General features: G+C 69.7%; 10 protein-coding genes. 2 read left to right on the forward strand and 8 right to left on the reverse strand.

From position 1 onward, the window contains the following. From AC507J_RS17820 to AC507J_RS17835, 4 genes are all read right to left on the reverse strand, one after another. Positions 1–1,077 carry a phytanoyl-CoA dioxygenase family protein gene (locus tag AC507J_RS17820; RefSeq protein WP_496290282.1) on the reverse strand — a complete coding sequence of 359 codons (1,077 nt, stop codon included), beginning with the start codon at positions 1,075–1,077 and terminating at the stop codon, positions 1–3. A 35-nt stretch (positions 1,078–1,112) separates the two neighbouring features. Continuing rightward, a complete protein-coding gene (locus AC507J_RS17825; protein ID WP_496290283.1) occupies positions 1,113–6,374 on the reverse strand; it encodes a MupA/Atu3671 family FMN-dependent luciferase-like monooxygenase in 5,262 nt (1,753 codons plus the stop codon). A 325-nt stretch (positions 6,375–6,699) separates the two neighbouring features. Beyond that, a complete protein-coding gene (locus AC507J_RS17830) occupies positions 6,700–7,779 on the reverse strand; it encodes a beta-ketoacyl [acyl carrier protein] synthase domain-containing protein (protein ID WP_496290284.1) in 1,080 nt (359 codons plus the stop codon). Between the two features lie 171 nt (positions 7,780–7,950). Further along, the gene (locus AC507J_RS17835; RefSeq protein ID WP_496290285.1) at positions 7,951–9,513 is read right to left on the reverse strand and encodes an amino acid adenylation domain-containing protein; all 1,563 of its coding nucleotides are present in this window, start codon (positions 9,511–9,513) and stop codon (positions 7,951–7,953) included. Positions 9,514–9,698: 185 nt separating this feature from the next. Between AC507J_RS17835 and AC507J_RS17840 the strand changes: the two genes are divergently transcribed. Both AC507J_RS17840 and AC507J_RS17845 read left to right on the forward strand, forming a co-directional pair. Further along, positions 9,699–10,133, forward strand: coding sequence for a VOC family protein (locus tag AC507J_RS17840; protein ID WP_496290286.1), 435 nt, complete (start codon positions 9,699–9,701; stop codon positions 10,131–10,133). 145 nt (positions 10,134–10,278) lie between these two features. After that, a complete protein-coding gene (locus AC507J_RS17845; protein WP_496290287.1) occupies positions 10,279–11,082 on the forward strand; it encodes a PIG-L deacetylase family protein in 804 nt (267 codons plus the stop codon). A 30-nt stretch (positions 11,083–11,112) separates the two neighbouring features. Here the strand turns inward: AC507J_RS17845 and AC507J_RS17850 are convergent, their stop codons facing one another. The 4 genes from AC507J_RS17850 to AC507J_RS17865 all read right to left on the reverse strand — a co-directional run bounded on the left by AC507J_RS17850 (position 11,113) and on the right by AC507J_RS17865 (position 24,449). Next, positions 11,113–11,568: a winged helix-turn-helix domain-containing protein gene (locus AC507J_RS17850; RefSeq protein WP_496290288.1), complete on the reverse strand. Its 456-nt coding sequence runs from the start codon at positions 11,566–11,568 to the stop codon at positions 11,113–11,115. Positions 11,569–12,138: 570 nt separating this feature from the next. Further along, positions 12,139–14,529 (reverse strand): ATP-binding cassette domain-containing protein, encoded by a 2,391-nt coding sequence (locus AC507J_RS17855; protein ID WP_496290289.1) that lies wholly within the window; start codon positions 14,527–14,529, stop codon positions 12,139–12,141. Between the two features lie 198 nt (positions 14,530–14,727). Further along, positions 14,728–14,943 carry an MbtH family protein gene (locus tag AC507J_RS17860; protein WP_496290290.1) on the reverse strand — a complete coding sequence of 72 codons (216 nt, stop codon included), beginning with the start codon at positions 14,941–14,943 and terminating at the stop codon, positions 14,728–14,730. Positions 14,944–14,993: 50 nt separating this feature from the next. Further along, complete coding sequence (locus AC507J_RS17865; protein WP_496290291.1) at positions 14,994–24,449, reverse strand: amino acid adenylation domain-containing protein; 9,456 nt, start codon at positions 24,447–24,449, stop codon at positions 14,994–14,996. Positions 24,450–24,453: the final 4 nt, after the last annotated feature.

The raw sequence follows: 24,453 nt of genomic DNA on the forward strand, positions 1-24,453 counted from the left end.
TTATCGACTAACCACCGGACGTCCGTCGCGCAGGATCTCGAACTGCGTCTGCGGATTGTTCGCCGGGCTGACGACCTTGTCGCCCCACGGGTCGATCGCGATCCGGTTCATGCCGTCCGGGGCGTACTCGACGACGAGCGCCTTGCGGGTCCAGTTCCGGAAGTTACCTCCGGTCATGTGCGGGAGCAGACCCGCGAAGACCACGATGGAGCCGGCCCGCATCGGCAGCGGAATCATGCCGGCCGGGTCCTCGGCGAAGACCCGGTTGCCGAACTCGCCCTTCTCGTGCACCAGCGGTCCCACCCGGTGCCCGCCGGGAAGCACCCACATGCATCCCGACTCCTCGTCCGCGTCGGTGAGCGCGATCCAGGCGGTGACGATCTGCCCGGGCTTGTCGACGAACGTGTAGCCGGTGTCCTGGTGCCACGGGAAGGCCAGACAGGAATTCGGGCTCTTGTAGACCGACTGGTCCCAGTAAAGCCGCACGTTCGGCCCGATCAGGTCGTACATCATGTGTTGCAGCAGCGGCAGCGCGATCAGCTCGCGCAGCGGCGTCGAATGCCGCGCGAGCTGCACGTTGAACGACACCTTGCCGGCCTGGGTGATGTTGTTCCTGCCGCCGGCGTTCTTCGCGACCTGCACCCGCTCCGCTTCGAAGCGATCCAGGTCGGCGACCACATCGGCGAGGAAGGCCTTGCTCAGCACGTCCTCGACCACCACATATCCGTCGCGGTCGTACGCCTCGGCCTCGGCGTCACTGAGCACCCGCTTCCCGCTGCCGATCGACCGCCACAGGAAGCCTTCGTTGAGCGGGTGACGCCGGAACGACGGCCAGAGCGAGGATTCCAGCCCGAGCCGCTCCTGGCAGAACAGCGCCCAGTCCGCACGGGTGTCGTTGACGATCGGCCCCCGTCCGGTCGCGGTGGACACGGCGAGGTTGGCGTCCACGATCGCCGGCGCGCTGTCGGGGATCAGCCCGTCCGCGAAGCCGTACTGGGCGGCCAGCCGCGCGTCCGGCTCCACCCAGGCAGCGAACTCGCGGAGCGTACCGACCGTTGTCTTGACTTCCTGAACCATCTCTCCACCCCTCGATCGAAGCAACCTGACGTGTCTCAGATGCGCGCCCGCACCGCGTCGCTCAGCTGCCCCACCGTCGGATTGTCGAAGATCAACGCCACCTCGAGTTCGGTACGCAACTCCTGATTGAGGATCGCCATGATGCGGATCGCGTCGATCGAATCGCCGCCGAGATCGAAGAAGTCGTCGTCGTCCTCGAACTGGGCGGACCCGTCCAGCACCCGCTTCCAGATCCCCCGCACCAGTTCGGGGACATAGCTGTGGATGTCCGCGTCCGTCGGCCGGCGACCGTCACCGTCGTGCTCCGGGTCCACCTCACCCACGTACTCGTCGACCAGGGCGCGAAGCGCCGCCATGACCTCGACCCGCTGGTCGGCGCGGAGCGCGCGGAGCACATGCGACAGCGCCGCGTCGAGTTCCTCAGCCGACGACGGGGTGAGGGCGAGCTTCTCCTGCGGGCCCACGGCCGCCCAGCGGCTCAATGCGAAGACCGTGCCGGAGCCGTCGGATGCTCGGCCGGACCGGCCCGATCCGGCGATGACGAGCGCACCGGCGGCATCCGCCTGGCGAACCCGGCCCGCGACGCCCACCATCCCGGCGACCAGCAACGCGACGGTGGCGTCGAAGGCGCTCTCGACGTCGACCACCACCGACTCGGCGCCGAGCGACTCCGGCTCCTCCGCCGCAAGGATCCGCGCGGAGGAGCGTGCCTTTGCCACCACCAGGTCGAGCGGACAGGCCCGGCCATCGAGTCGCACCTGCTCGGCACCGCGGTCGCCAGGTGCCGCGCAGAGGCCGCGGACGAGCCGGGCGAGCGCCTGCGCCGGGACGCGCTCAGCGCGCTCCACGCCGTCGTTCGCGCGGGCCGGCCCGTCGCCGGCCTCGACCGCCTCCGGGACGAACCGCTCCGCGAGGCCACGGAGCAACCGCACGAGCAACAGTTCGCCCTGGTCCTGCGGGAGGAACGCCTGCGCCGCGTCGATGGACAACTCGACGTCGCCGCCCGGCCGCTGGGTGAAGGTCACCGCGAGCGGGAACCGGACCACGTCGGTGGGCATCGACACCTCGTCGACCTGGTGACCGCGGAGCGCGAACGATTCGAGGTTGTCCCACGACACCGACACCGTTGGCGTCTGCACCCGCCGGGTCACGTTGTTAAACACCTGCCGGAAGGTGAGCGAGGCGTGTTCGACCCCCGACATGATGGCGCCCTTCACCGAGGGGTGCGGCCCCTCGCCGACCATCGGCCCCAGCCAGAACGGCACCAGCACGGCACCGCTGCCGTACTCCACCACGGACGGCTGCGCGGGGAACGCGTACAGGTGGTGCCGGCCGAGCGTGTCGTCGATGATCTCCGCGGCCGCGCGGAGGGCTTCGGCGAAGGGCGTCGAGCGTTCGGTCCGGGCGTACGCCGCGAGGCCCGCGCGTAGGCCCGAGGCGAGCCGGCCCGACACCCGGTATCCGCGCCGATCCAGGGTCCGCGCGTCGAAACCGGCGTCGAAGACCTCGTCCGGCAGGGTGTCCAGCCACCGGTTCCAGTACGTGCGGTCCCGTTCCCTGGCGTCCTGATCGAACTGCGCCACCGGCGGAATCGACTGCACCTGGACCGGTTCGCCCTCGTAGCGCGCGGCGACGGCGTCGAGCAGTTCGGCGAAGCGCATCCCGTCCAGGACGATGTGCGAGACGCGCAGGTTGACGAAGACGCCGTGCTCCGCTCGCTGGCAGGTCATCCGTACGGCACAGCGGGCCACCGGGTCCAGCGGCTCGGCGGACGACCGTACCTTGACGGCCGCCGCGAATGCCGCTACCGACTCCGCGACGCCGTCGATCAGCTGCCAGCTCTGTCGATGCGCTGCGCCGAACGGCTCCACCCACCCGTCAGCGCCGTCCGGATTGATGCGAAGGCGGTAAGCAGGCTGCGCCGCAATCGTGTCGAGATAGGCGCGCTCCAGCCGGCCGAGATCGGTTTCCGGGGCGATGAGAAAGGTGCGGTCGATGACGTACGCTTCGCGCGTCTCGGCGCTGATCTGGCAGGCGGCCCAGATCTCGCGGGCGGCCCGGCTGATCGAGACGGGAAAGCTCGTGGCTGCCACCGCCGCCGCAGCTGCCGTGGCCGGTGCCGGTGCCGTGGCCGCCTGCGGGTCCGCCGATGACGGCGCTTCGGCGGGGGTGTTCGCCAGCCGGTCGCTGAGCCGGCCGAGCGCCTGCACCGTGTCGGTCCACGCCTGCCCGGGCGGCAGGAAGTCGACCAGACACGCGATCTCCGTGACGCCGAGCCGGGCCAGCGCGCCGGTCAGATCCGACCACGCCTCCTCGGGGCCGACGAGGGACAGCCCACCGCGCAGCCGGTTCGCGGCGGCCTTCATCCGCGGTTTCCAGGTCTGGAGGGAGATGAGTTCGGGGTTGTCGTGCGTGCTGCGGAAGGTGGCGAACATGTAGCGCTCCAGCGCTTCCATGTTCCGCTCCTCCGCCGCCGCGTCGGTGGAGACCGCGGCGTGCAGCAGAACGGTGACGTCTCCGCCGTCCGACGGGAGGCCGCCGTCGCGTCGTCCCTGCCGGTAGCGGTCAAGATTGGCGGTGAGCTGAGCCAGGTCCTGCTGGATCAGGTTGGTGAGCACACCGCGTCCGGCGCGGCCCGCCTCGTAGAACGAATCGGGCGATCCCACGCAGGCCTGCCAGAGTCGAAGCTCGCTCAGCGGGCGCGGGTGCAGCCGTACTTCCGCCTGCTCGCCGGAGTTGCCGTCGATCGCGACGGCCTCGCCCCGCCAGAGCCGTTCCAGTTGGGCGATACGCGTGCGGAAGAGTTCCCGGCGTTCGGCATGCGGCGCGTCGGAGAGCACGAAGTCGCGCTTCATCCAGCCGGAGGCCACGCCGAGCGCGACCCGCCCACCGGAGGCGACGTCGACCATCGCCCAGTCCTCCGCCACCGAGATCGCCGAGTGCAGCGGCAGCACGCTGCTGCCGGCCCGGATCCCGATCCGCGAGGTGCGCATCGCGACCATCGCGCCGAGCACCGCCGGGTTCGGCGAGAACCCGGCGAAGTCGTCGAAGTGCCGCTCGGGCAGCCAGACGTTCTCCAGGCCCTCGGCCTCGGCGAGTTCGACCAGGTCGAGCAGGCGGGAGTAGATGTCGTGCTCGCCGTTGCCCGCGAAGCCGAAAAGGGCCAGACTCACCGCCGGGGACCGCCGGTCTCCCCGCTGGGCGTCCGCGTCGTCGCCGTGCACGAGCCGCTGGGTCGCGCCGACGACCGCCTCGACAACCGCCTGCCGGACGTCCGCGGTGTGGGCGGGCGACAGGAAGCAGTTTCCGGTCTCCGGGACGAGCACGCCCTCGGCGATCATCATCCGCCGGAATTCGTGGAACGCCTTTCCGCCGTACGCGAAGCTCGTCGAGCCGGCCGGGACGAACCGGAAGAAGGAGCCGGTGCCCAGTACCCGGACGCCGACACCGGAGGTTTCCAGAATCCGGGCGATCTCCGCCCGCAGGTCGTCGCCGGCCGCGTTGAGTTCGGCGAGGACGGCTTCTCCGTCCTTGGCGAGGTGCTGGAGGACGGCCCGAGCCGCAGCCATCGACAGTGGATGCTTGGCGTAGGTGCCGCCGGTGAACGAGACGCGGTCCGGGTCGGCACGTACCTCGTCGGTCCAGGGTCCCCCGTCGATCAGGTCCATGATCTCGGCACGGCCCGCCACGGCGGCCAGGGGCAGGCCCGCAGCGAGCGTCTTGCCGTAGGTGGCGAGGTCCGCGCGGACACCGTAGATCTCTTGGAAGCCCCGAAGGTGGAACCGGAACCCGGTGAGCACCTCGTCGAACACGAGCAGGGCGCCGGCCTGCTCGGTGAGGCTGCGCGCCAGTCGCGCGAAGGCCCCGAGGTCGATGTCCGGTGACTGGTTCAGTCGGGGCTCCATCACCACGGCGGCGACCTCGTCACCGTGCGCGGCCATGAAATCGGTCAGGTGCTGCTCGCTCACGGGCAGCACCCGGACGTCGTCCGCGGCACCCGGGGACACGCCAGGGAAGGACGGGGTCGCCAGGTGCTCCCGGCGCTTACCGGGGCGCGGGCTGAAGAGCGTCGAGTCGGAGTGACCGTGATAGGCGCCCTGCAGCAGGACGACGAGCGAGCGGCCGGTGTAGGCGCGGGCGAGACGGATCGCGGTGAACACCGCCTCGGTCCCGGTGACACAGAAGTTCACCCGGTCCATCTGCGTCAGCTCGCAGAGCAGCCGTGCCACCTCCACGGTCTGCGTGACCTCGGCACCGATGTGGAGTCCCCGCTCGATCTGCTGTTCGACGGCTTCGCGGACCGGAGCGGGATTGTGGCCGAGGAGGTGTGCGCCGTACCCCATCGTGAGGTCGACGAGCTTGCGGCCGTCGACGTCCCACACGTGCGCGCCGCTCGATCGGGTGATCCAGATCGGATAGGAGGCCGCGCGCTCCTCGTGCTCGCGCTGGGCGATCTTCCGGTTGTTGCAGAGATGTCCCTGGCTCCGCCGGCTGAGGGCACGCGAGGCTGCGGTGGCCGTCGCGTAGTCCTTCCCCCGGTCCCGCTGGTGCTCCGGCTCCACCGCCGGTGCGACCGTCACCGCCGGCGCGGTCGTTGCCGGGGTCGGCACCGAGAGCGTGGCCGTTGCCGGGGTCGGCACCGCCGGCGCGACCGTCACCGGCGTGGTCGGCGCCGGCTCGACGGCACGGGCGGGGCTCGGCGTGGCGGGCGCGGACAGCGCCGCAGCGTCCACCCGGGCGGGCTGCACGGCAACGTCACCGGAAGCTCCGAACTCGGAGATCCACCGCGCGACCGCACGGACCGTCACGACGGTCTCCAGCAACTGCTGAACCGAAAGGTCGACCCCGAATCGCGACTTCACCTCCCGCGACAACTCCACCAACACCAACGAATCAGCGCCCAGATCCAACAACGGGACCCCACGGTCCACCGACCCCGGATCCAACTCCAACAACCGCTCAACCAGACCGGCAACCGCGTCCTCGACATCGCCGCCACTCGGCGTGGCGGGCGCGGACAGCGCGGCGGCGTCCACCCGGGCGGGCCGCACCGCAGCGTCACCGGAAGCCCCGAACTCGGAGATCCACCGCGCGACCGCACGGACCGTCACGACGGTCTCCAGCAACTGCTGAACCGAAAGATCGACCCCGAATCGCGACTTCACCTCCCGCGACAACTCCACCAACACCAACGAATCAGCGCCCAGATCCAACAACGGGACCCCACGGTCCACCGACCCCGGATCCAACTCCAACAACCGCTCGACCAGACCGGCAACCGCGTCCTCGACCCGCAATCGAACCCCTCCATTCGCCTACGCGCAGAAGCGTGAGCCGCCGAAGGCGCGATTCAGGCCGCTCACAGATGGTGAAGTCACCCGCCGCCCCCGCGCAGCGAATGGGCTTCACGTTAGCACTCGACACTGGCCCACGGAACGCCTCGCCAACAGTTGCCGGATGCATCACGCGCTGTTCTGGCGTAGCCTCTGGACAGTGACGAGGAACTGACTGCGGGAGCCATGTCCGATAATGCACAGGTGATGCTGATACGGCCTAGATCATGCCGCTGCCTTCATCACGGCAACCTCGTCCGAGGAGTTGACAAACCAAACGGCGCACCGTTCACAGCACTCGGGAAACGATTGCGTGGGCATTTGTTCCGGACAGGCCAAAAGCGCTGACGCCGACGCTAGAAATGGTGTCCGGACAGGCGAACTCGCCGAGCGTGGGTCGGATGTTGTGGTCCGCCCAGGGAATCAGTTCGCTGGGTTGCCCCGGGTTCTTCGTGGCGGGTGGACGCTGCTGTTCGAGAACCTCGAGGGCGACGACCAGCGAGAGCAGACCCGAAGCGGCCTCAAGATGCCCGAACTGGGGTTTGTTGGAGCCGATGAGCAGCGGAGCGGTGCGATCCGCGGTGCGATAGGCCGCCGCGAGGGCGGCGACTTCGATGGGGTCACCGAGGGGGGTTCCCGTGCCGTGCGCTTCGACGTAGCCGATATCGCTGCCGGGCAGGCCGCTCATCCGCAGCGCGCGTTCGATGACGTCGCGCTGGGCGTGCAGGTTGGGGACGGTCAGGCCGGCTGTGCGGCCGTCGTGGTTCACCGCGCAATGCACCCGACCGAGCGAATGCGTCCCCGGCCGTTCGGGCGCGAGCACCACTGCCACGACGCCCTCGCCCAGGGTGAATCCGTCGGCCTCCGCCTCGAAGGCGCGGCAGGAGTCGGAGGGCGACAGCGCCCCGGTGGCCGAGCGGATCAACTTCCCGAAGTCGCTTCGCACCAGGTGGCTCGCGATGACGAGGGAGAGATCGGCATCGCCGCTGAGCAGAGCAGTGATCCCGTGCCGGAGCGCGACGAGCCCCGACGAGCAGGTCGTGTCGACCTGCCAGCTGGGACCGTGCAGGTCGAACGTGTAGGAGACCCGGCCGGCGGCCGCGCCACGGGCGTTGCCGATGCCGAGATACGAACGGTTGGCATCGGGGATCTGGTCCACGTCGAGCGTGTGGACGAAGTCCGACTCACTCATCCCGACGAAGACACCGGTCTGGCTACCCGCAAGGTCCTTGGGCGATATTCCCGCGTCCGCCAATGCACGCTCGGCACAGTCGAGAATCAGTAGCTGCTGCGGATCCATGACGCGGGCCTGACGTGGCGCGATCCGGAACCGCGTCAGATCGGTACGCAGTTCGTCGTCAGGAAACATCCTGACTCGCTCACACTGATCCTCGTTTTCGAATAGCGCCACCCCGAGATCTTTCCGGCTCCGCATGCCTCCGGGAAGAAACAGCGAGGCTCCGACGACGTGTACGTTCAACCTTTTCCCCTCTATCTGTTGCCCCGAGCGGTCGCCGGGTGACCGATCCCGGCGCCGTTCTCAGTCCTCGACACGCCGCACCAATATCGCGGAGTCGACGGCCCGGCCGGCGAACGCGAGTTTGTTCGCGTCCAGCTTTCCACTCAGCGTCAGTGGAATGCTTTCCAGTACGGTGAAAGCGCGCGGTATCGCCGACACGGGCAGCGCCTTCCTGAGGAAGTTCCGCAACGATTTCGAATCCGGCGGTCTGGCCGGATCTGCGACGACGAGGTACGCGCCGAGCCCAGTGTCCTCGTGATGGACGACTACTGCGTCACGCACATCCGGATAGCCGCGCAGCGCGGATTCCACCTCGCCGAGCTCGATCCGCTGCCCGTGCAGCTTGATCTGGCGGTCCTTGCGCCCGAGGAACTCGATGTCGCCGCTGGCGAGCCGGCGCACCGTGTCGCCCGTCCGGTAGGCGATCGCAGGCGGTACGCCGGCACCGGGTGGCCGGAACTCCAGCGGGAGCGGTACGAACCGTACGCGCGTCTCGTCACGTGACCCCAGATAGCCCAGCGCCACGCACTCCCCCCAGACCAGCAGTTCTCCTGTCTCGCCCGGCCGCACCGCCCGGAGCTGCGCGTCCACCACTTCGACCGAGACTCCGTCGATCGGCTTGCCGATCGGCACGTGAGCGCTCGCGCGGTGCTCCGTTCGGAATGGATCGACCGGGTAGGTCAGCACACCGATGGTGGTCTCGGACGGACCATAGTGGTTGAGCACCTCACAGGTGCCGACCTTCGTCACCCGGTCGACGAGGTCCCAGGAGAGCCGCTCACCACCGAAAATCATCAGCTTGCTGGGCAGAACATCGCCCGCTGCGGCGTCCAGGTGCACCGAGATGTGCGACGGTGTCGACTTGAGCACGTCGATCGAATGGGTACGCAGGTAGTTTCCGAACGCCAGCGGGTCCATCATGGTGGGCTTGTCCACGAGATGGACTGCGTCGCCCGAGACGAGCGCCGGAAAGATCGCCGTGTGACCGAGATCGGTCGCGAAGCTGGTCACGCTGGCGCACGACAACGGACGGCCCGCCGGTCTGACCCGGGCCAGCACGGAACCGAGAAACCGGGTGTAGTTGTCGAGCGCCCGGTAGGGCACGGCCACCGACTTGGGCGCACCGGTCGTACCTGAGGTGAAGACGATGTATGCGGCGTCATCGGCATCCGGCGAGCCCAGCTCGGGGCCGGCGGCCACCTCGGCGAGGGCCGGTGCCCGCAACGTCGGCACGCCGGCCCCGGTGGCCGCCTCATCCGCGTCCGCCTCGACGACGAGCCACGCCGCGAGGGAGGCCCGGATCTGGGCGCGCCGCCGGTCAGCCGGGTCGTCGACGTCGACGATCACGAACGGCGCCCTGAGCCACATCGCCGCGAGGGCGGTGACGACCTGGCGGATGCCGCGACGGAGTGCGATGGCGACGATGTCGCCGTCGAGAACTCCGCGACGCCGCAGCTCATCCGCTGTGGAGCCGACATGCTTGACGAGTTCGCGGTAGGTGAGCGCCCCGTCCCCAGCCACCAGCGCGGGACGCTGAGGGTACCGCTGAGCATTCCGCACCAGCATCTGGGTGATCCAGGTCATCGCCATGAACCTACCGTCGGGTCAGCTGCACCGCTACTGCGCCCCGGGCCGCGCGGCCTCCGTGCCTCCGGCGTCGACACCCCGGCCGGCCGACCTCTTTCGCAGATGCTTCGTCGCAGGCCCCGGTGCCACCGAACGTGAGTAGCCTGCCCTGACAAGGAACTCGGAAGCATGAAGGAGACTCCGTGTACGACCCGGCTCGCGGCTTCCCTCACGTGGTCGTCGAACTCGCCTACGCGGACCCCGATCGTGCTGTCGACTGGCTGGTACGGGTCTTCGGGTTCCGCCTGCTGCTCCGGCAGCCGGCCGCCGGGGCCATCCGACACGCCGATCTGGACACCGGCGGTGGGATCGTCATGGTCCGGCGTACCGACGAGCCCTACCCGGTCACCTGCACCGGCGGGCACACCTGCAAGCAGATCATCGTCTGGGTCCCGGACGTCGACGAGCACTTCGTGCGCTCCACGGCGGCGGGCGCCGACATCGTGCAGCCCTTGCGGGACAAACCGTGGGGACTGCGCCAGTACCTGGTCCGTGACCTGGAAGGTCATCTGTGGGAGTTCACGCGACACCTTCGTGACGTACCGCCACGCGAGTGGGGGGCGGTGGCTGTCACCTAGCCGTTTCCCGCGCAGCACCCGGCACGGGCACCACACCGTCGGCTTCTTCGGCTTCCGGTTCGAGCGGAGTGCGTCGCAGCGCGTGGCCGGACGCGCTGTCCGTCACGACAGTGCTCAGCCGCCGCGACCACAACGGGATCACATCATGCTCTCCTCGCACACGGTCATCGTCCTGCACGCCCACCCGGACGACGAGGCAATCTTCACCGGGCTGACCATGCGCCGGCTGGCCGACGCCGGCGCCCGCGTCATCCTCGTCATGGCCACCGATGGTGCCGCCGGTGTCCCACACGTGCCGTTGTCCCGCGGTGAGAGCCTGCGCAGCCGCCGTCTCGCCGAACTCGAACGCGCGTGTGACCTGCTCGGCGTAGCCAGCTTGGAGGTGCTGGGCTACGCCGATTCCGGTGCGCACGGCGGTCCCTACCGGGCCGGCACCCTCGGCGCGGCGTCCGCCCCGAAGGTCGCCCGGCAGGTGGCTCGGATCGCCAGCCGAGAGGGTGCGAGCACGGTGGTTCACTATGATCCCGGCGGCATCTACCGGCACGTCGACCACGTTCAGGTGCACCGGGTGGGCGCTCTGGTCACCCACCGCCTTCAGCTGGCGGGATACCAGGCCACCGTGGATGCCTCGGCGCTGCGTGCGGGGCCGCGTCACGTGTTGCAGCGGGCTGCCGGCGACCTGACGGACGTGGGGGTCCCGGCGTCCCGGATCTCGCTCGCCGTCGATGCGGAAGGCGCCGACCTGCTCGCGAAGATGGCCGCGATGGCCACCCACGCCAGCCAGGTCGGGGCTGCGGACCTCGACCCCGCATGCTTCGCCGCCGCCTACGGCCGGGAATGGTTCGTCCGCGAGGGCCGCACCGGCGCCCTGGACGCCCTCCTCGCCGCGCCCGCCGGACCGGCAGAGGCCGTGCACCGCAGCCTTCAACTCGACCGTACGGCAAGCTGAGGCGCTGCGGTCAGCGCCGGCCCGCACTGGTCACAGGCCGCTGGCGTTTCTGATGATGGCCTCGGCGGAGGCCGCGTACGCCAGCATGTAGCCCCGACCCCACACGGTCCGGATCGCCAGGTCGATCGGTAGGAGCCGACGACGCAACCGCATGATGTGCAGGTCGAGCGAGTTCCTGTTCAGCGCGGGCGTCTTGATGGCGAGGCACTGCACGAACTCGATGCGGTACACGACCTCGCCGAAGCGTTCGATGAGCAGCCGCATCAGCTCGGCCTGGGTGTTGGAGATGACGATCGAGTGACGGCCGAAGGTCAACGTCCCGGTGGAGTCGACGGCCGGCAGCCGGCGGCTGTTGAAGCGTTGCTGTAGGGCCTTGACCCGCGCCTCCAGGTCTTTCCGGGACACCGGCGGCCGGACCCAGTCCTCGACCGGGTCGTTGCTTATCGGCGGCTGCGCACCACCCTCGACGACGAGCAGCCGCGGCACTCCCTCCTTCCGGCAGCGGGTTCTCAGGTCCGCCTGCGCAGGCCAGCGGATGAAGACGACATCGGAGTTCCGACCGCCCACAAGCAAATCCCCCAAAACATCTCGCGAAAGGCCCTGCTCCCGTCACCATCGGCGACGGGTCGCGGTCAACGAATCCTTCAAGGCGTCATGGACACGGATCCGTGGCGGCATCGCCTCGACTGTGTGTCCATGGCGGCCTCGACCTCCTACGGGACGGAGGCCGGCTCGGCTCGGCCGGTGCTCGCACCTGCGCAGCCGTAGCGCCGGTCGCCTCCATCACCGCATCCCCCGCAGGCGAGATATCCAATGACGATTCCCAATACTCAACGCGACCATGGGATCACGCAACATGCATGCCACAAGGATGAAAGAACTTCGCCAGGGCTGGTCAGGGCAGGGCGGAGCAGCCACGCGGCGGTCGGGTCTGCGCTGCGGGGATGCGCGGGCGCGCCCGTGGCGAGGGGTGAGCGACTGAAAGGTAACGGCCGCTTCCACGAGGCGGTGACCGGCCACCAGTGCAGGCGGCCGGTCACCGGGTCAGCCGGGCCGTCAGGCCCCTACGTACGCCGCGAGGTGTTCGCCGGTGAGGGTGGCGCGGCTGGCTACGAGATCGGCCGGAGTGCCTTCGAAGACGACGCGACCGCCGTCGTGGCCGGCGGCCGGGCCGAGATCGATGATCCAGTCGGCATGGGCCATTACCGCCTGGTGGTGCTCGATGACGATCACCGACCGGCCGGAGTCGACCAGCCGGTCGAGCAGACCGAGCAGTTGTTCGACGTCGGCGAGGTGCAGGCCGGTGGTCGGCTCGTCGAGCACGACGACGCCACCCTCGTCCGCCAGGTGTGCGGCCAGCTTGAGCCGCTGCCGCTCGCCGCCGGAGAGCGTGGGCAGTGGCTGGCCGAGGGAGAGGTAGCCGAGCCCGACGTCGGCGAGCCGTTCGAGGATGGTCACGGCGGCGGGCGTACGTGCCTGACCTCCAGCGAAGAAGCGTCCGGCCTCGGCCACGGACATGGACAGCACTTCGCTGATGTCGCGTCCGCCGAGACGGTACTGGAGCACGGAGTCCTGGAACCGCCGGCCCTCGCAGTCGTCACAGGTGGTTGCCACGCCCGCCATGATCGCCAGGTCGGTGTAGATGACGCCCGCCCCCTTGCAGGTGACACAGGCCCCCTCGGAGTTCGAGCTGAACAGCGCCGGCTTCACGCCGTTCGCCTTGGCGAACGCCTTGCGGATGGGATCGAGAAGGCCGGTGTAGGTGGCCGGGTTGCTTCGACGTGAGCCCTTGATCGGCCCCTGGTCGATCGTGGTCACGCCGTCGCGTCCCGACACCGACCCTTCGACAAGCGAGCTCTTGCCGGAGCCGGCCACGCCGGTCACCACGACGAGCACGCCGAGCGGGATGTCGACGTCGACGTCGCGCAGGTTGTGTTTGCTCGCGCCACGGATCTCGAGCGAGCCCGACCGGGTACGCACCTTGTCCTTCAGCGAGGCCTTGTCGTCAAGATGGCGGCCGGTAAGCGTGTCGGCACTGCGCAGCTCCTCGACGGTGCCTTCGAAGCAGATGGTGCCGCCCGCGGTGCCGGCGCCGGGGCCGAGATCGACGACGTGGTCGGCGATGGCGATGGTCTCCGGCTTGTGCTCCACGACGAGCACCGTGTTGCCCCTGTCGCGCAGCCGCAGCAGGAGTTTGTTCATCCGTTCGATGTCGTGCGGGTGCAGCCCGATGGTCGGCTCGTCGAAGACGTAGGTGACGTCGGTCAGCGGTGAACCGAGGTGTCGGATCATCTTGACCCGCTGTGCCTCGCCGCCGGAGAGCGTGCCGGAGGCCCGGTCCAGCGAGAGGTAGCCCAGCCCGATGCTGACGAACGAGTCGAGCGTGTGCAGGAGCGAGGAGAGCAGCGGCGCGACGGATGGCTCGGCCAGGCCGCGAACCCATTCGGCGAGGTCGTTGATCTGCATCGCGGAGGCGTCGGCGATGTTGCGGCCCTCGATCCTGGATGCCCGGGCCTGCTCGTTGAGCCGGGTACCGCCGCAGTCGGGGCACGCCGTGAACGTGACCGCCCGCTCCACGAAGGCGCGTACGTGCGGCTGAAGTGCCTCGATGTCCTTGCTGAGCAGCGTCTTCTGGACCCTTGCGACAAGTCCTTCGTAGTTCGTGTGGTAGTCGCCGATCTTCAGCCGGGTCGGTTCGCGGTAGAGGAAGTCGTCGAGCTCTTTTGCTGTGTACTTCTCGACGGGCTTGCCGGGATCGAGCAGCCCGGAGCCGGCGTAGAGCCGGTGGTTGTAGCCGCCGACCTGGTAGCCGGGCACCCGGATGGCGCCCTCGTCGAGCGACCTGGTGGCGTCGTAGAGCTGGCTGAGGTCGATGTCGTTGACCAGGCCCATGCCCTCGCAGCGCGGGCACATGCCGCCGGCGACGTCGAAGCTGCGTTGTTCCTCGACCGCCCGGCTGCCCTGGCCGACGGTGACCGCGCTCGCGACGCTTATCGAGGGAATGTTGAACGAGTACGACCGGGGGGAACTCAGCCGTGGCTCGCCGAGCCGGCTGAACAGGATGCGCAGCATCGCGTTGGCGTCCGTCACGGTGCCGACGGTGGAACGCGGATTGTTGCCGATCCGCTCCTGGCTGACGATGATCGCCGTGGTGAGGCCGTCGAGCACGTCTACGTCGGGACGCGACAGAGTGGGCATGAACCCTTGCACGAACGCGCTGTAGGTCTCGTTGATCAACCGTTGCGACTCCGCGGCGATCGTGTCGAACACCAGGGAACTCTTTCCCGAGCCGGACACACCGGTGAACACGGTCAGCCGGCGCTTCGGGATCTCCAGCCGGATGTCCTTGAGGTTGTTCTCCCGGGCCCCGACCACCCGGATGAGGTCATGGGTGTCCGCGACGGGTGAGAGATCGTCTTGGCTCTGCCTGGGCGACACGACGGTCATGGGGCCTCCAAAGCTGTTCGGCACGCGACGCGGAGTCGGGTGTGGCACCGGACTGAGCACGCCCCCGACTTGCCACCCCAGTTGTATACCTAGACATCCAATGAAGACTTTGCCCGTGCCTAACGCGCCTCGGCATCGCGGAAGTTTAAATTGCGGGCCCGCAGGTGGATGCCGCCTCCGGCGGGCCCGCGACGTACCTCAGGCTGCCTGCATCGCCGCACGCAGGCTCTTGGGCCGCATATCGGTCCAGTTCTCCTCCACGTACGCGACACTCTCCGCTCGACCGGCCGGCCCGAACACGATGCGCCAGCCCTCGGGTACGTCGACGAAGGTGGGCCACAGCGAGTGCTGCTCCTCGTCGTTCACCAACACGTGGAACTCGCCGTTCTCGTCATCGAACGGGTTCACGCTCATCTTTCCTCCGTAGCTGTCACGTCCGCCTCCAGGGCGGGGCGGAATCCGGGTCATCGGGCCGAACTGACGATCTCGTTGACGATACGGCTGATCATGGCCGCGTTCTCCGGCCACATCATTTCGTTGTGGGCGCATTCGATGTCGAAGCGCCGCACGGCCCCCTTGGTGTACTCCCGCCACTGGACGTCCAGTTCCACCTCGAGTTGCCGGCGTTCCCGGGTGCCCTGGTCGATGAGGGCGGCAAAGAAGATCAGATCGCCCTGGAACGGCGGCGAGGTGAATTGCGTCATCAGCTCGGTGTGCTCGATGAACAGGGCGGTCGACGTCTGCACGAGCGACTCGAATTCCGCCATTCCCGCGAGCGGGCCCATGTAATGCGCCAGGTACCTGCGCACCAGCTTCTCGTCGGGAGTCTGGAAATCGGCGAAGTAGCTCGCCGGACCCGAGTCGAGGACGGCCAGCAGTTCCACCTCGCAGTCCCGGCGCTGAAGCTCGGCGGCCACCGCCTGGGCGATCGGGCCCCCCAGCGACCAGCCCAGGACGTTGTAGGGGCCCTCCGGCTGGACCCGCAGGATCTGGTCGACGTAGTCATCCACCATGCCCTCGATCGAGGTCGCCCGCGGGTCCCCGACGAAACCACGAGCCTGGAGGCCGTAGATCGGCCGGGAGCGGTCCAGGTGCTGGGCGAAACCGAGATAGGCCCAGGACAGGCCGCCGCCCGGCGGCACCAACCAGATCGGCGCCCGGTCGCCGTCGGTCCGGATCGGCAGCACCACCGAGAAGGGGTCGTCGAACTCGACGCCCTCCCTGCCGGCCGCCAGCTGCTCGGCGACCTCGGCCACGCTCGGATGCTGGAAGATGGTCCGGACCGGAATGTCGAAACCCAGCTCCGCGCGGATCCGCCAGATGAGCCGGATGACCTGGAGAGAACTGCCACCGCAGTCGAAGAAGTCGTCCTCGATGCCCACCCGGTCGACGCCCAGCACCTCGGCGAAGAGACCGGCCAGTTCCGCCTCCAGGGGCGTACGCGGCGAGCCGTACTCCCGGTCGGCCTGCTCCGTCTCCGGCAGGCTGCTCTGGTCGATCTTTCCGTTGGCGGTCAACGGCAGCCGTTCCATGACCACTATGTCGCTCGGCACCAGGTGATCCGGCAGCTCCGCCGCCAGTTCCTCGCGCAGCCACGACGGCAGCCGCGACACCCGGCGCGCCGCCGCTGGCACGTTGGTCAGCTGCCGGAGCTCGGTCTCCATCGGCCGGTACACACCGTCAAGGCAGTGCGCGCTGTCGGCCGGGATGATCACCGCCTCGAACCAGCCGGGTGCCTCCGCCGACCAGGTGCAGTGGACCGAGTAGCCCTGCTGCTCGCCCCAGATCTGCAACTCGTGCGGGTCCAGGGGCGTGCCGCTCGGTGGGCCGCCCCCGGACCCCGCTCCCCCAGCGGTCTCGGTGGGCACGCCGCACTGAACCGCCTCGCTCACCAGCCTGCCGTTCGGGATCCGGGCCAACCGCAGGTGACCGCCGTGCCGGGCCAGCGCGGTCGCCAGCTCGGACAGGCCGGACACCTCCGCGCCCCAGTTCGCCGTCCGCACGTCCGCGAGGTGCAACGGTTGGCTCGGCTGCTTGTGCAGGACGACCTCGTAGCGGTGTCGGGTGAGTTCGTTCTGTTCCGCGCCCGGCTTCAGCCGGATGTCCACGGCCACCACGTCGCGCCGGCTCCGTGCCCACTCGGTGAAGAATCCCGGATCGACTACCAGTTCCTTCTCGGCCAGGACGGCCCGCTCGACCGCCGCCCGGACGGCCGACGCGCTGTCGCCCGGGTGTTGCGCGTGATGGACGGCCGTCAGGAACGCCCGCAGGGTGTGGTGGTTCCGGACGTCGCCGACGAGGATCCGGCCACCCGGCGCGAGCCGGTCCAGGGCGACGTCCAGCACCCGGGAGAGATAGGCGGCGTCCGGGAAGTACTGCACGACGGAGTTCAGGATGACGGTGTCGAAGTACTCCACCGGCAGTTCGTCGGCGACGTCGGCGTGCTGGCAGCGCAGCGACACCTTCTCCGTCAGGCCCGGATCCGCGCCGACCTGGACGTCCAGGCGCTCGATGACCGGCAACGAGAAGTCGGTGCCCCAGTACGCCTCCGCCTCGGGTGCCAGCGGCCCGAGCAGGAGACCCGAGCCGACCCCGATCTCCAGGATCCGGCGCGCCCGCAGGCCGCGTACCTGCTCGACGACGTGGTCGCGCCACCGGCGCATCTCCGACAGCGGGATGTTGTCGCGGGTGTAGGAACTCTTCCACCCGGTGAAGTCGTTGCCGATCTCGGTCGCGTCGACCTCGGTCTCGTCGTACATCGAGTCGTAGATCGCGCGCCACTTCTCGACATGTTCGGTCGAGTCGTCCTCCGAGCCCGCCGGCATTTCCGGGACCACGTAGGCCACCAGCCGCCGCTCGCCGAGTCGGTCCGTACGGGCAACCACGACCGCCTGCGCCACGCCGTCCCGTTTCCGCAGCGCCGCTTCGACCTCTCCCGGCTCGACCCGGAAACCGCGGATCTTCACCTGCTCGTCGACGCGGCCCAGGAATTCGAGTTGCCCGTCGTGGTTCCACCGGACCAGGTCGCCGGTGCGGTACATCCGCTCCCCCGGGCGCCCGAAGGGATCGGCGACGAAGCGCTCGCCGGTCAGATGTGGCCGGTTCGCGTACCCGCGGGCCACCCCGTCGCCACCGACGTAGAGCTCTCCGACCACGCCCTGCGGCACCTGGCGGAGCCGGTCGTCGAGGGCGTACAGGCGGCTGCCCGCCATGGGCTCGCCGATCGGCAGCGGGTCCTTGCAACGCGCCGGTGCGGACATCCGGTACCGGGCCGCGAAGGTGGTGGTCTCGGTGGGACCGTACCCGTTCACCACGGTGAGCGTGCCGTCGTCGCGCACCAGCCGTCGCACGGCCGCCGGGGAGAGCACGTCGCCGCCGGCCCACACCTCGCGCACCTGGGCGAAACACCCCGGATGGTGCTGCGTGATCAGATCGAACAGTCCGGCCGGGAGCCACAGCGCCGTCACGTCCCGCTCGGCGACGAGCGTCGCCAGTCGGGCAGCGTCCAGCTTCCCCGGCGGCGCGACCACGGCCGCCGCGCCGTGCAGCAGCGGCACCCACATCTCGTACGTGGAGGCGTCGAAGGTCGGCGGGGCGTGCACCAGTACCCGCTGCTGGGCAGCGCCGACCCAGCACGGGTCGAGCGCGAGAGCGAGTACGTTCCGATGGCTCACCTCGACGCCCTTCGGCGTCCCCGTGGAGCCGGAGGTGTACATCAGGTAGGCGAGGTGTTCCGCGCCGACGTCGGCGGTGTCCGGCGGGAACGTCGGGTAGCCGGCCAGATCCTCCTCGGCCAGCCGTTCGTCGATCACGAGGGCCGGGTCGAGGTCGGCGAGTACCAGGTCGATCCGGGCCCGCGGCCAGGTGGGTTCCACCGGCACGTAGCAGGCGCCCGCCTTGAGCGTGCCCAGCACCGCCGCGACAAGCATCGGGGACCTGTCCATGATCAACGCCACCCGGTGCTGTGGACGGACGCCGCGCGCACGGAGATGGTGGGCGATCCGGTTGGCCCACCTGTCGAGTTCGCCGTACGTCCAGCTCTCCTCGCCGTCGGCGGCCACCAGGGCGACGGCCTCCGGCTGCTCGGCGGCCACGGCGGCGAAGCGCCCGGGGATGGTCCCGACGACGCGCTCGGAGCCCCGGACTCGGCCGGTCCACTGCTCAAGGGCGGCCAGGTCGTCCCGGGTGCGGATCTCCACGGCGCCGATCGGGGCGTCCGGAGCGGCGACCCACTGCCGCAGCATGTGCCGCCAGCGCTCCAGCAGCGCGGTGACCGTGTCCCGGTCGAACAGTTCCGTGGCGTACTCGGCGACTCCGGCGATCCGGCTGGTGCCCTCGCCGGTGCTCTCCTCCAGCAGGTTCAGGAACAGGTCGAACCGGGAGATGCCCATGTCGACCGGCTCGTGGGACACCTTCAGTCCGGGCAGGTCGAAGGCCGGCTGCACGTTGTTCTGCAGGGCCAGGCAGACCTGGAACAGCGGGTGGTGCGCGGTCGAGCGCACCGGGTTCAGCGCCTCGACCAGGTGCTCGAACGGAATGTCCTGGTGGTCGTAGGCGGCGAGGCTCACCTCCCGGACCCGCTCCACCAGCTCGATCAGGCTGGGGCCGCCGCTGGTGTCGACGCGCGCCACCCAGGTGTTGACGAAGAAGCCCACCAGGCGGTTGAGCGCCTCGTCCGTCCGGCCGGCGATCGGCGACCCGATCGGGATGTCGTTGCCGGCGCCGAGCCTGCTGAGCAGGCCCGCGAGACCGGCCTGGAGCACCATCGACACGGTGGTGCCGGTACGCAGGGCCAGCTTGCGGATGTCCTCGGTGAGCGACTCGTCGAGGGCCACGGGTAGCGTCTCGCCGGCGAAGGACGCGACGGCCGGGCGGGCCCGATCGGTCGGCAGGTCCAGCGACTCCGGCAGGTCGGCGAGCTGCCCCGTCCAGTAGTCCAGCTGCCGCCGGTACAGGCCGTGCGGATCGTCGCCGCCGAGGAGGTCACGCTGCCACAGCGTGTAGTCGGCGTACTGGACCGGCAGTGCGGCCCACTGCGGTCGCTGCCCGTCGCACCTGGCGGCGTACGCCTCGGTCAGGTCCTCGGCCAGCGGGCCCAGTGACCAGCCGTCCGCCGCGATGTGGTGCAACGGGAGCAGCAGCACCGCGTCGTGTTCGCCGACGTGGAACAGCGCGGCGCGTACCGGTACTTCGGTGGCCAGGTCGAACGGCTGACGGGCCGCCAGGCGCAGCGCCTCCTGGAGGCCGGACTCGGCGACCTCGTGCTCCTGCCACGGGATCTCCAACCCGTCCGGGTCGAGAGTCCGCTGGTACGGCACCCCGTCCACCTCGTCGAAGACCGTGCGCAGCGACTCGTGCCGGACCACGACATCGTGCACCGCCTGCCGCAACGCGGGCACGTCCAGCTTTCCGCGCAACCGCATGGACAGCGGAATGATGTAGGTCGGCGACGGTCCCTCGAACCGGTGGATGAACCACAGCCGTTGCTGCGCGAAGGAGACCGGGAGCCGATCGGGTCTCGGCCGCGGTCGCAGCGGTGGCCGGACCTTCCGCTGGTCGGTCAGGTGGGCCACAAGTTCGGCGACGGTCGGCGCCTCGAAGATCGTCCGGATGGGAATCTCGACGCCGTGCGCGGCGCGGATCCGGCTCACCACCCGGGTGGCCAGCAGCGAGTGGCCGCCGATGGTGAAGAAGTTGTCGTCCACCCCGACCCGGTCGAGCCCGAGGACACCGGCGAAGATCTCGCACAGCGACTGCTCCTCGGGGGTGGCCGGCGGCCGGCCACGGCTGGCGGCGGCGTACTCCGGCACCGGCAGCGCCGCCCGGTCCAGCTTGCCGTTCGTCGTCAGCGGCACCCGGCCGATCGGCACGATCGCCGACGGGACCATGTACTCGGGCAGCGTCTTGGCCAGGTACTCCCGCAGCACCGCAGGGAGCGCGGTGATGCCCGCGGCGGCGGCCGGGTCGTTGATCCAGGTGCCGGCGGCGGCCACCGGGACATAGGTGCCCGTCAGGGCCCGGTGCCCGGTGGTGGCGTCGGTGAACAGGACCGCCTCGAACTGGTCGACGGCGCTGCCCGACCAGGTAAGCGCGACCTGCCAGCCCTGCCGGGCGGCCCAGGCCGCCATCTCGTGCGGGTCAAGCGGCGCCGGCGTTGGCGGCTCGGACTCCTCCAGCCCCAGCTCGCGCGCTGCCGCCACCTCCTGCGTGACACGCGCGTTGGGGATGCCGGCGATCCGTACCACCGGCCCGTCCAGTGCGCGGATGCGACCGGCCAGCCCGTCCAGGTCGCCGTCCCACTCCAGGCGCGGGACGGCCTCCACCGCACGAGGCCGGCCCGCCTCCGCTGCGCCCGGCTTGTGCACGACGACCTCGTAGCGGTGCCGGGTCAGCTCGTTGGCGAACGCGCCCTCCTTCAGGCGCACGTCGACACCGGCCGCGCCCGCGCGCTCGGCCCAACGGTGGAACCACTCCGGGTCGATTACCAGCTCCTTTTCCAGGAGCAGGCCCTGTTCCACCGCGCTGCGCAGTTGTGCCGGCGGCACGTTGCCGTGCTTGGCCCGCTGGACGGCCACCTGGAAGGCGCGCAGCGAGCGGGCCCGGCGGATGTCGCCGAGCACGAGCCGCCCGCCCGGCTCCAGCATCGCCCAGACGCCGTCGAGCACCTGCTCCAGGTAGCGCTCGTTCGGGAAGTACTGCACTACCGAGTTGAGCACGACGGTGTCGAAGATCCGTGGGATCCCGTTCAGGTCGTCCGCGCGTCGGCAGAGCAGCCGTACCCGCTCGGCCCAGCCCGCCTCGGTCACCTGCCGGCCCAGCCGTTCGATGACCGGCTCCGAGAAGTCGGTCGCCCAGTACGCCTCCACGCTGCCCGCGACACGTGCGAGCAACAGACCGGTTCCGGCGCCCACCTCCAGTACGCGCCGCGGCGTGAAGCTGAGGATCCGGTCGACGGCGGCGTCCTGCCACTCGCGCATCTGCCCGACCGGGATGGGCTCGCCGGTGTAGCTCGACACCCAGAGGTTGAAGTCGTCGCCGAAGTCCTGGTCGGTGACCTCCAGATAGCCCTGGTCGTAGATCTCCTGCCATTCGCGGACCTGTTCGTCGGCGGCGACCACGCTCTCCACCGTGTTCAGGTCGGGCAGGACGTAGGAGACCAGCCGCAGGTCGCCGGCGGCGTCCCGGCGGGTGATCGCGATGCCCTGGCGCACCGCCGGGTGACGGCCGAGGGCGTACTCGATCTCGCCCAGTTCGATGCGGAACCCCCGCACCTTCACCTGGCCGTCGGCCCGACCGAGGAAACAGATGTTCCCGTCCGGGAAGAAGCAGGCGCGGTCACCCGTACGGTAGATGCGCTGGCCGGGTACCCCGCCGAACGGGTCGGCGATGAACCGCTCGCTGGTCAGGTCGGGACGGTTCACGTACCCGAGGGCGATCACCGGCCCGCCGATGTAGAGGTCGCCCTCCACTCCGACCGCGCACGGCTCCAGCTTCTCGTCGAGAACGTAGTAGCGAGCGTTGTCGATGGGCCGCCCGTACGGGATGCTGCGCCACTGGGGGTCGATCGCGCCGACCGGGAAGAAGTTCGACCAGACGGTCGCCTCGGTCGCGCCGCCGAGGCTGATGATCTCGGCGCGCGGGAAGACCGCGCGGACCTGGTCCGGCAGGGCGAGCGGGGTGTAGTCGCCGGAGAGGAAAACCAGGCGCAGATCCCGCACCCCCGGGCTGCCTGCGGCCTGCGGCAGCAGCGGGACCAGTTGGTTCAGCGTGCCCGGCACCGAGTTCCAGAAGGTGATCGGCTCCGAGAGCAGGACGTCGAGCAGCAGCTCCGGGTCGCGCTGCTGGATGGCGTCCGCGAGGTAGAAGCCGCCGCCCGCCCCGAGCAGGCCGAAGATGTCGAAGACCGAGAGGTCGAAGTCGAGCGAGGTGACGCAGAGACTCACGTCCTCGGGGCCGAAGTCGAAGGTCCGGTAGCACCAGTTCAGCAGGTTGTGCACCGGCCGGTGCGCCACGGTGACGCCCTTGGGTTTCCCGGTGCTTCCCGAGGTGAAAATGATGTAGGCCGTGTTGTCGGCACTCGCCACCGGCTCGGGATTGATCTCGCCGTCCAGGGAGAGCGCCAGGCCGGCCCGGCCGACGTCGAGGAGTTCCACGCCCTCCGGTGGCGTCCACTTGTTGGTGTCCTCGGTGGTCAGCACCAACGTCGCGGACGCGTCGGCCAGCATGCCGGCGACCCGGTCGGAGGGCAGTGTCGAGCCGATCGGCAGGTACGCTCCGCCGGCCTTGAGCACGCCGAGGACGGCGGCGACCATGAGCGGGCCGCGCCGGACGGCCACGCCCACCACCGTCTCCGGCCGTACGCCGCGCCGCTTGAGGGTCCAGGCGATCCGGTTGGCCTGCCGGTTCAGCTCGCGGTAGGTCATGGTGCCGCCGGCCCAGCGCACGGCGATCGCGTCGGGCCGCGCGGCGGCCTGCCGCTCGAACGGCAGGTGGATCGGTCCCGGGCAGGGGAAGCTGCGGTCGGTGTCGTTCCAGCCGTAGAGGATCTTCTCGCGCTCGTCGGCGTCGGTCGGCCGCGTGCCGCGCGTCGCCGGCACCGGGGGTACGTCGAGGGCGGCGAGGCCGAGGTCGGGGCTCTCGACCACCTGCTCCAGCACGCGCAGGTACCGGGCCGCGATCGCCTCGACGGTGGCGCTGTCGAACAGGTCGGTGGCGTATTCGAGGTCGACGGTCACCGACCGGCGCGCGGGGTGCGGCATCAGGTTGAAGAACAGGTCGAACTTTGCCGTGCCGGTGGCGACCGGCTCCATCGAGGCCGTCACGCCGGGCAGGTCGAGTTCCTGGCGGACGCTGTTCTGCCAGGCGAGGGTGACCTGGAACAGGGGGTGGTGCGCGATCGAACGCTCGGGTCGAAGCAGCTCCACCAGCCGCTCGAAGGGCAGGTCCTGGTGGTCGTACGCGGCGAGGGCCTTTCGCCGAACCTGTTCCAGGACCTGCGTGAACGAGTCGTCGGCGGTCAGCCCGACCCGCAGCACCCAGGTGTTGACGAAGAAGCCCACGAGGTCCTCGAGGGCCTGGTCGGTACGGCCGGCGATCGGTGAGCCGAGCGTGATGTCACGGTCGCCGCCGAGGCGGTGCAGCAGGACCACGAGCGCGGCCTGGAACACCATGGGCACGGTCACCTGGTACGACTGGGCGAGCCGCTCGGCCTTGTCGAGCAACTCCTCGCAGACCTCGAACCCGTGGTTGGCACCCTGATAGCTGGCCCGGGCGGGACGCGGCCGGTCGAAGGGCAGCGCGATCGGCCGGGAGACGCCGTCCAGTTCCTGCCGCCAGTAGCGCAGCTGGGACGAGAAGATGCTGTCCGGGTCGGACTCGTCGCCCAGCAGCTCACGCTGCCAGAGCGCGTAGTCGGAGTACTGCACCGGCAGTTCGTCCCAGTTGGGCGCCACCCCGGCCGCGCGGGCGCGGTAGGCGGCCGAGAGGTCCCGGGTGAAGGGGCCGAGCGAGCCGCCGTCGCCGGCGATGTGGTGGATCACCACCGCGAGCAGCGCGACGTCCGGCTCGGGACGCAGCAGGTACGCCCGGATCGGCAGCTCCACCGACAGGTCGAAGCCCTCCCGGACCGACGCGGCGACGATGCTGTCGACCTGCTCGGCGGAGACCCATCCCCAGTCGGTCCAGGGCAGGCTCAGCTCGGCCGGCTCGATGATCCGTTGCCGCGGCTGCCCGTCGAACTCGTCATAGACGGTACGCAGGATCTCGTGGCGGGACAGGACATCCATGAAGGCGGCGCGCAGCCCGTCCCGGTCGATCCGTCCGCGCATCCGGATCAGGATCGGGATGTTGTAGGTAGCGGTCTGGCCCTCGAACCGGTTGATGAACCACATTCGTTGTTGCGCATACGAGACGGGCGCCATGCTC

Source organism: Micromonospora sp. PRAS1 (assembly GCF_059553435.1).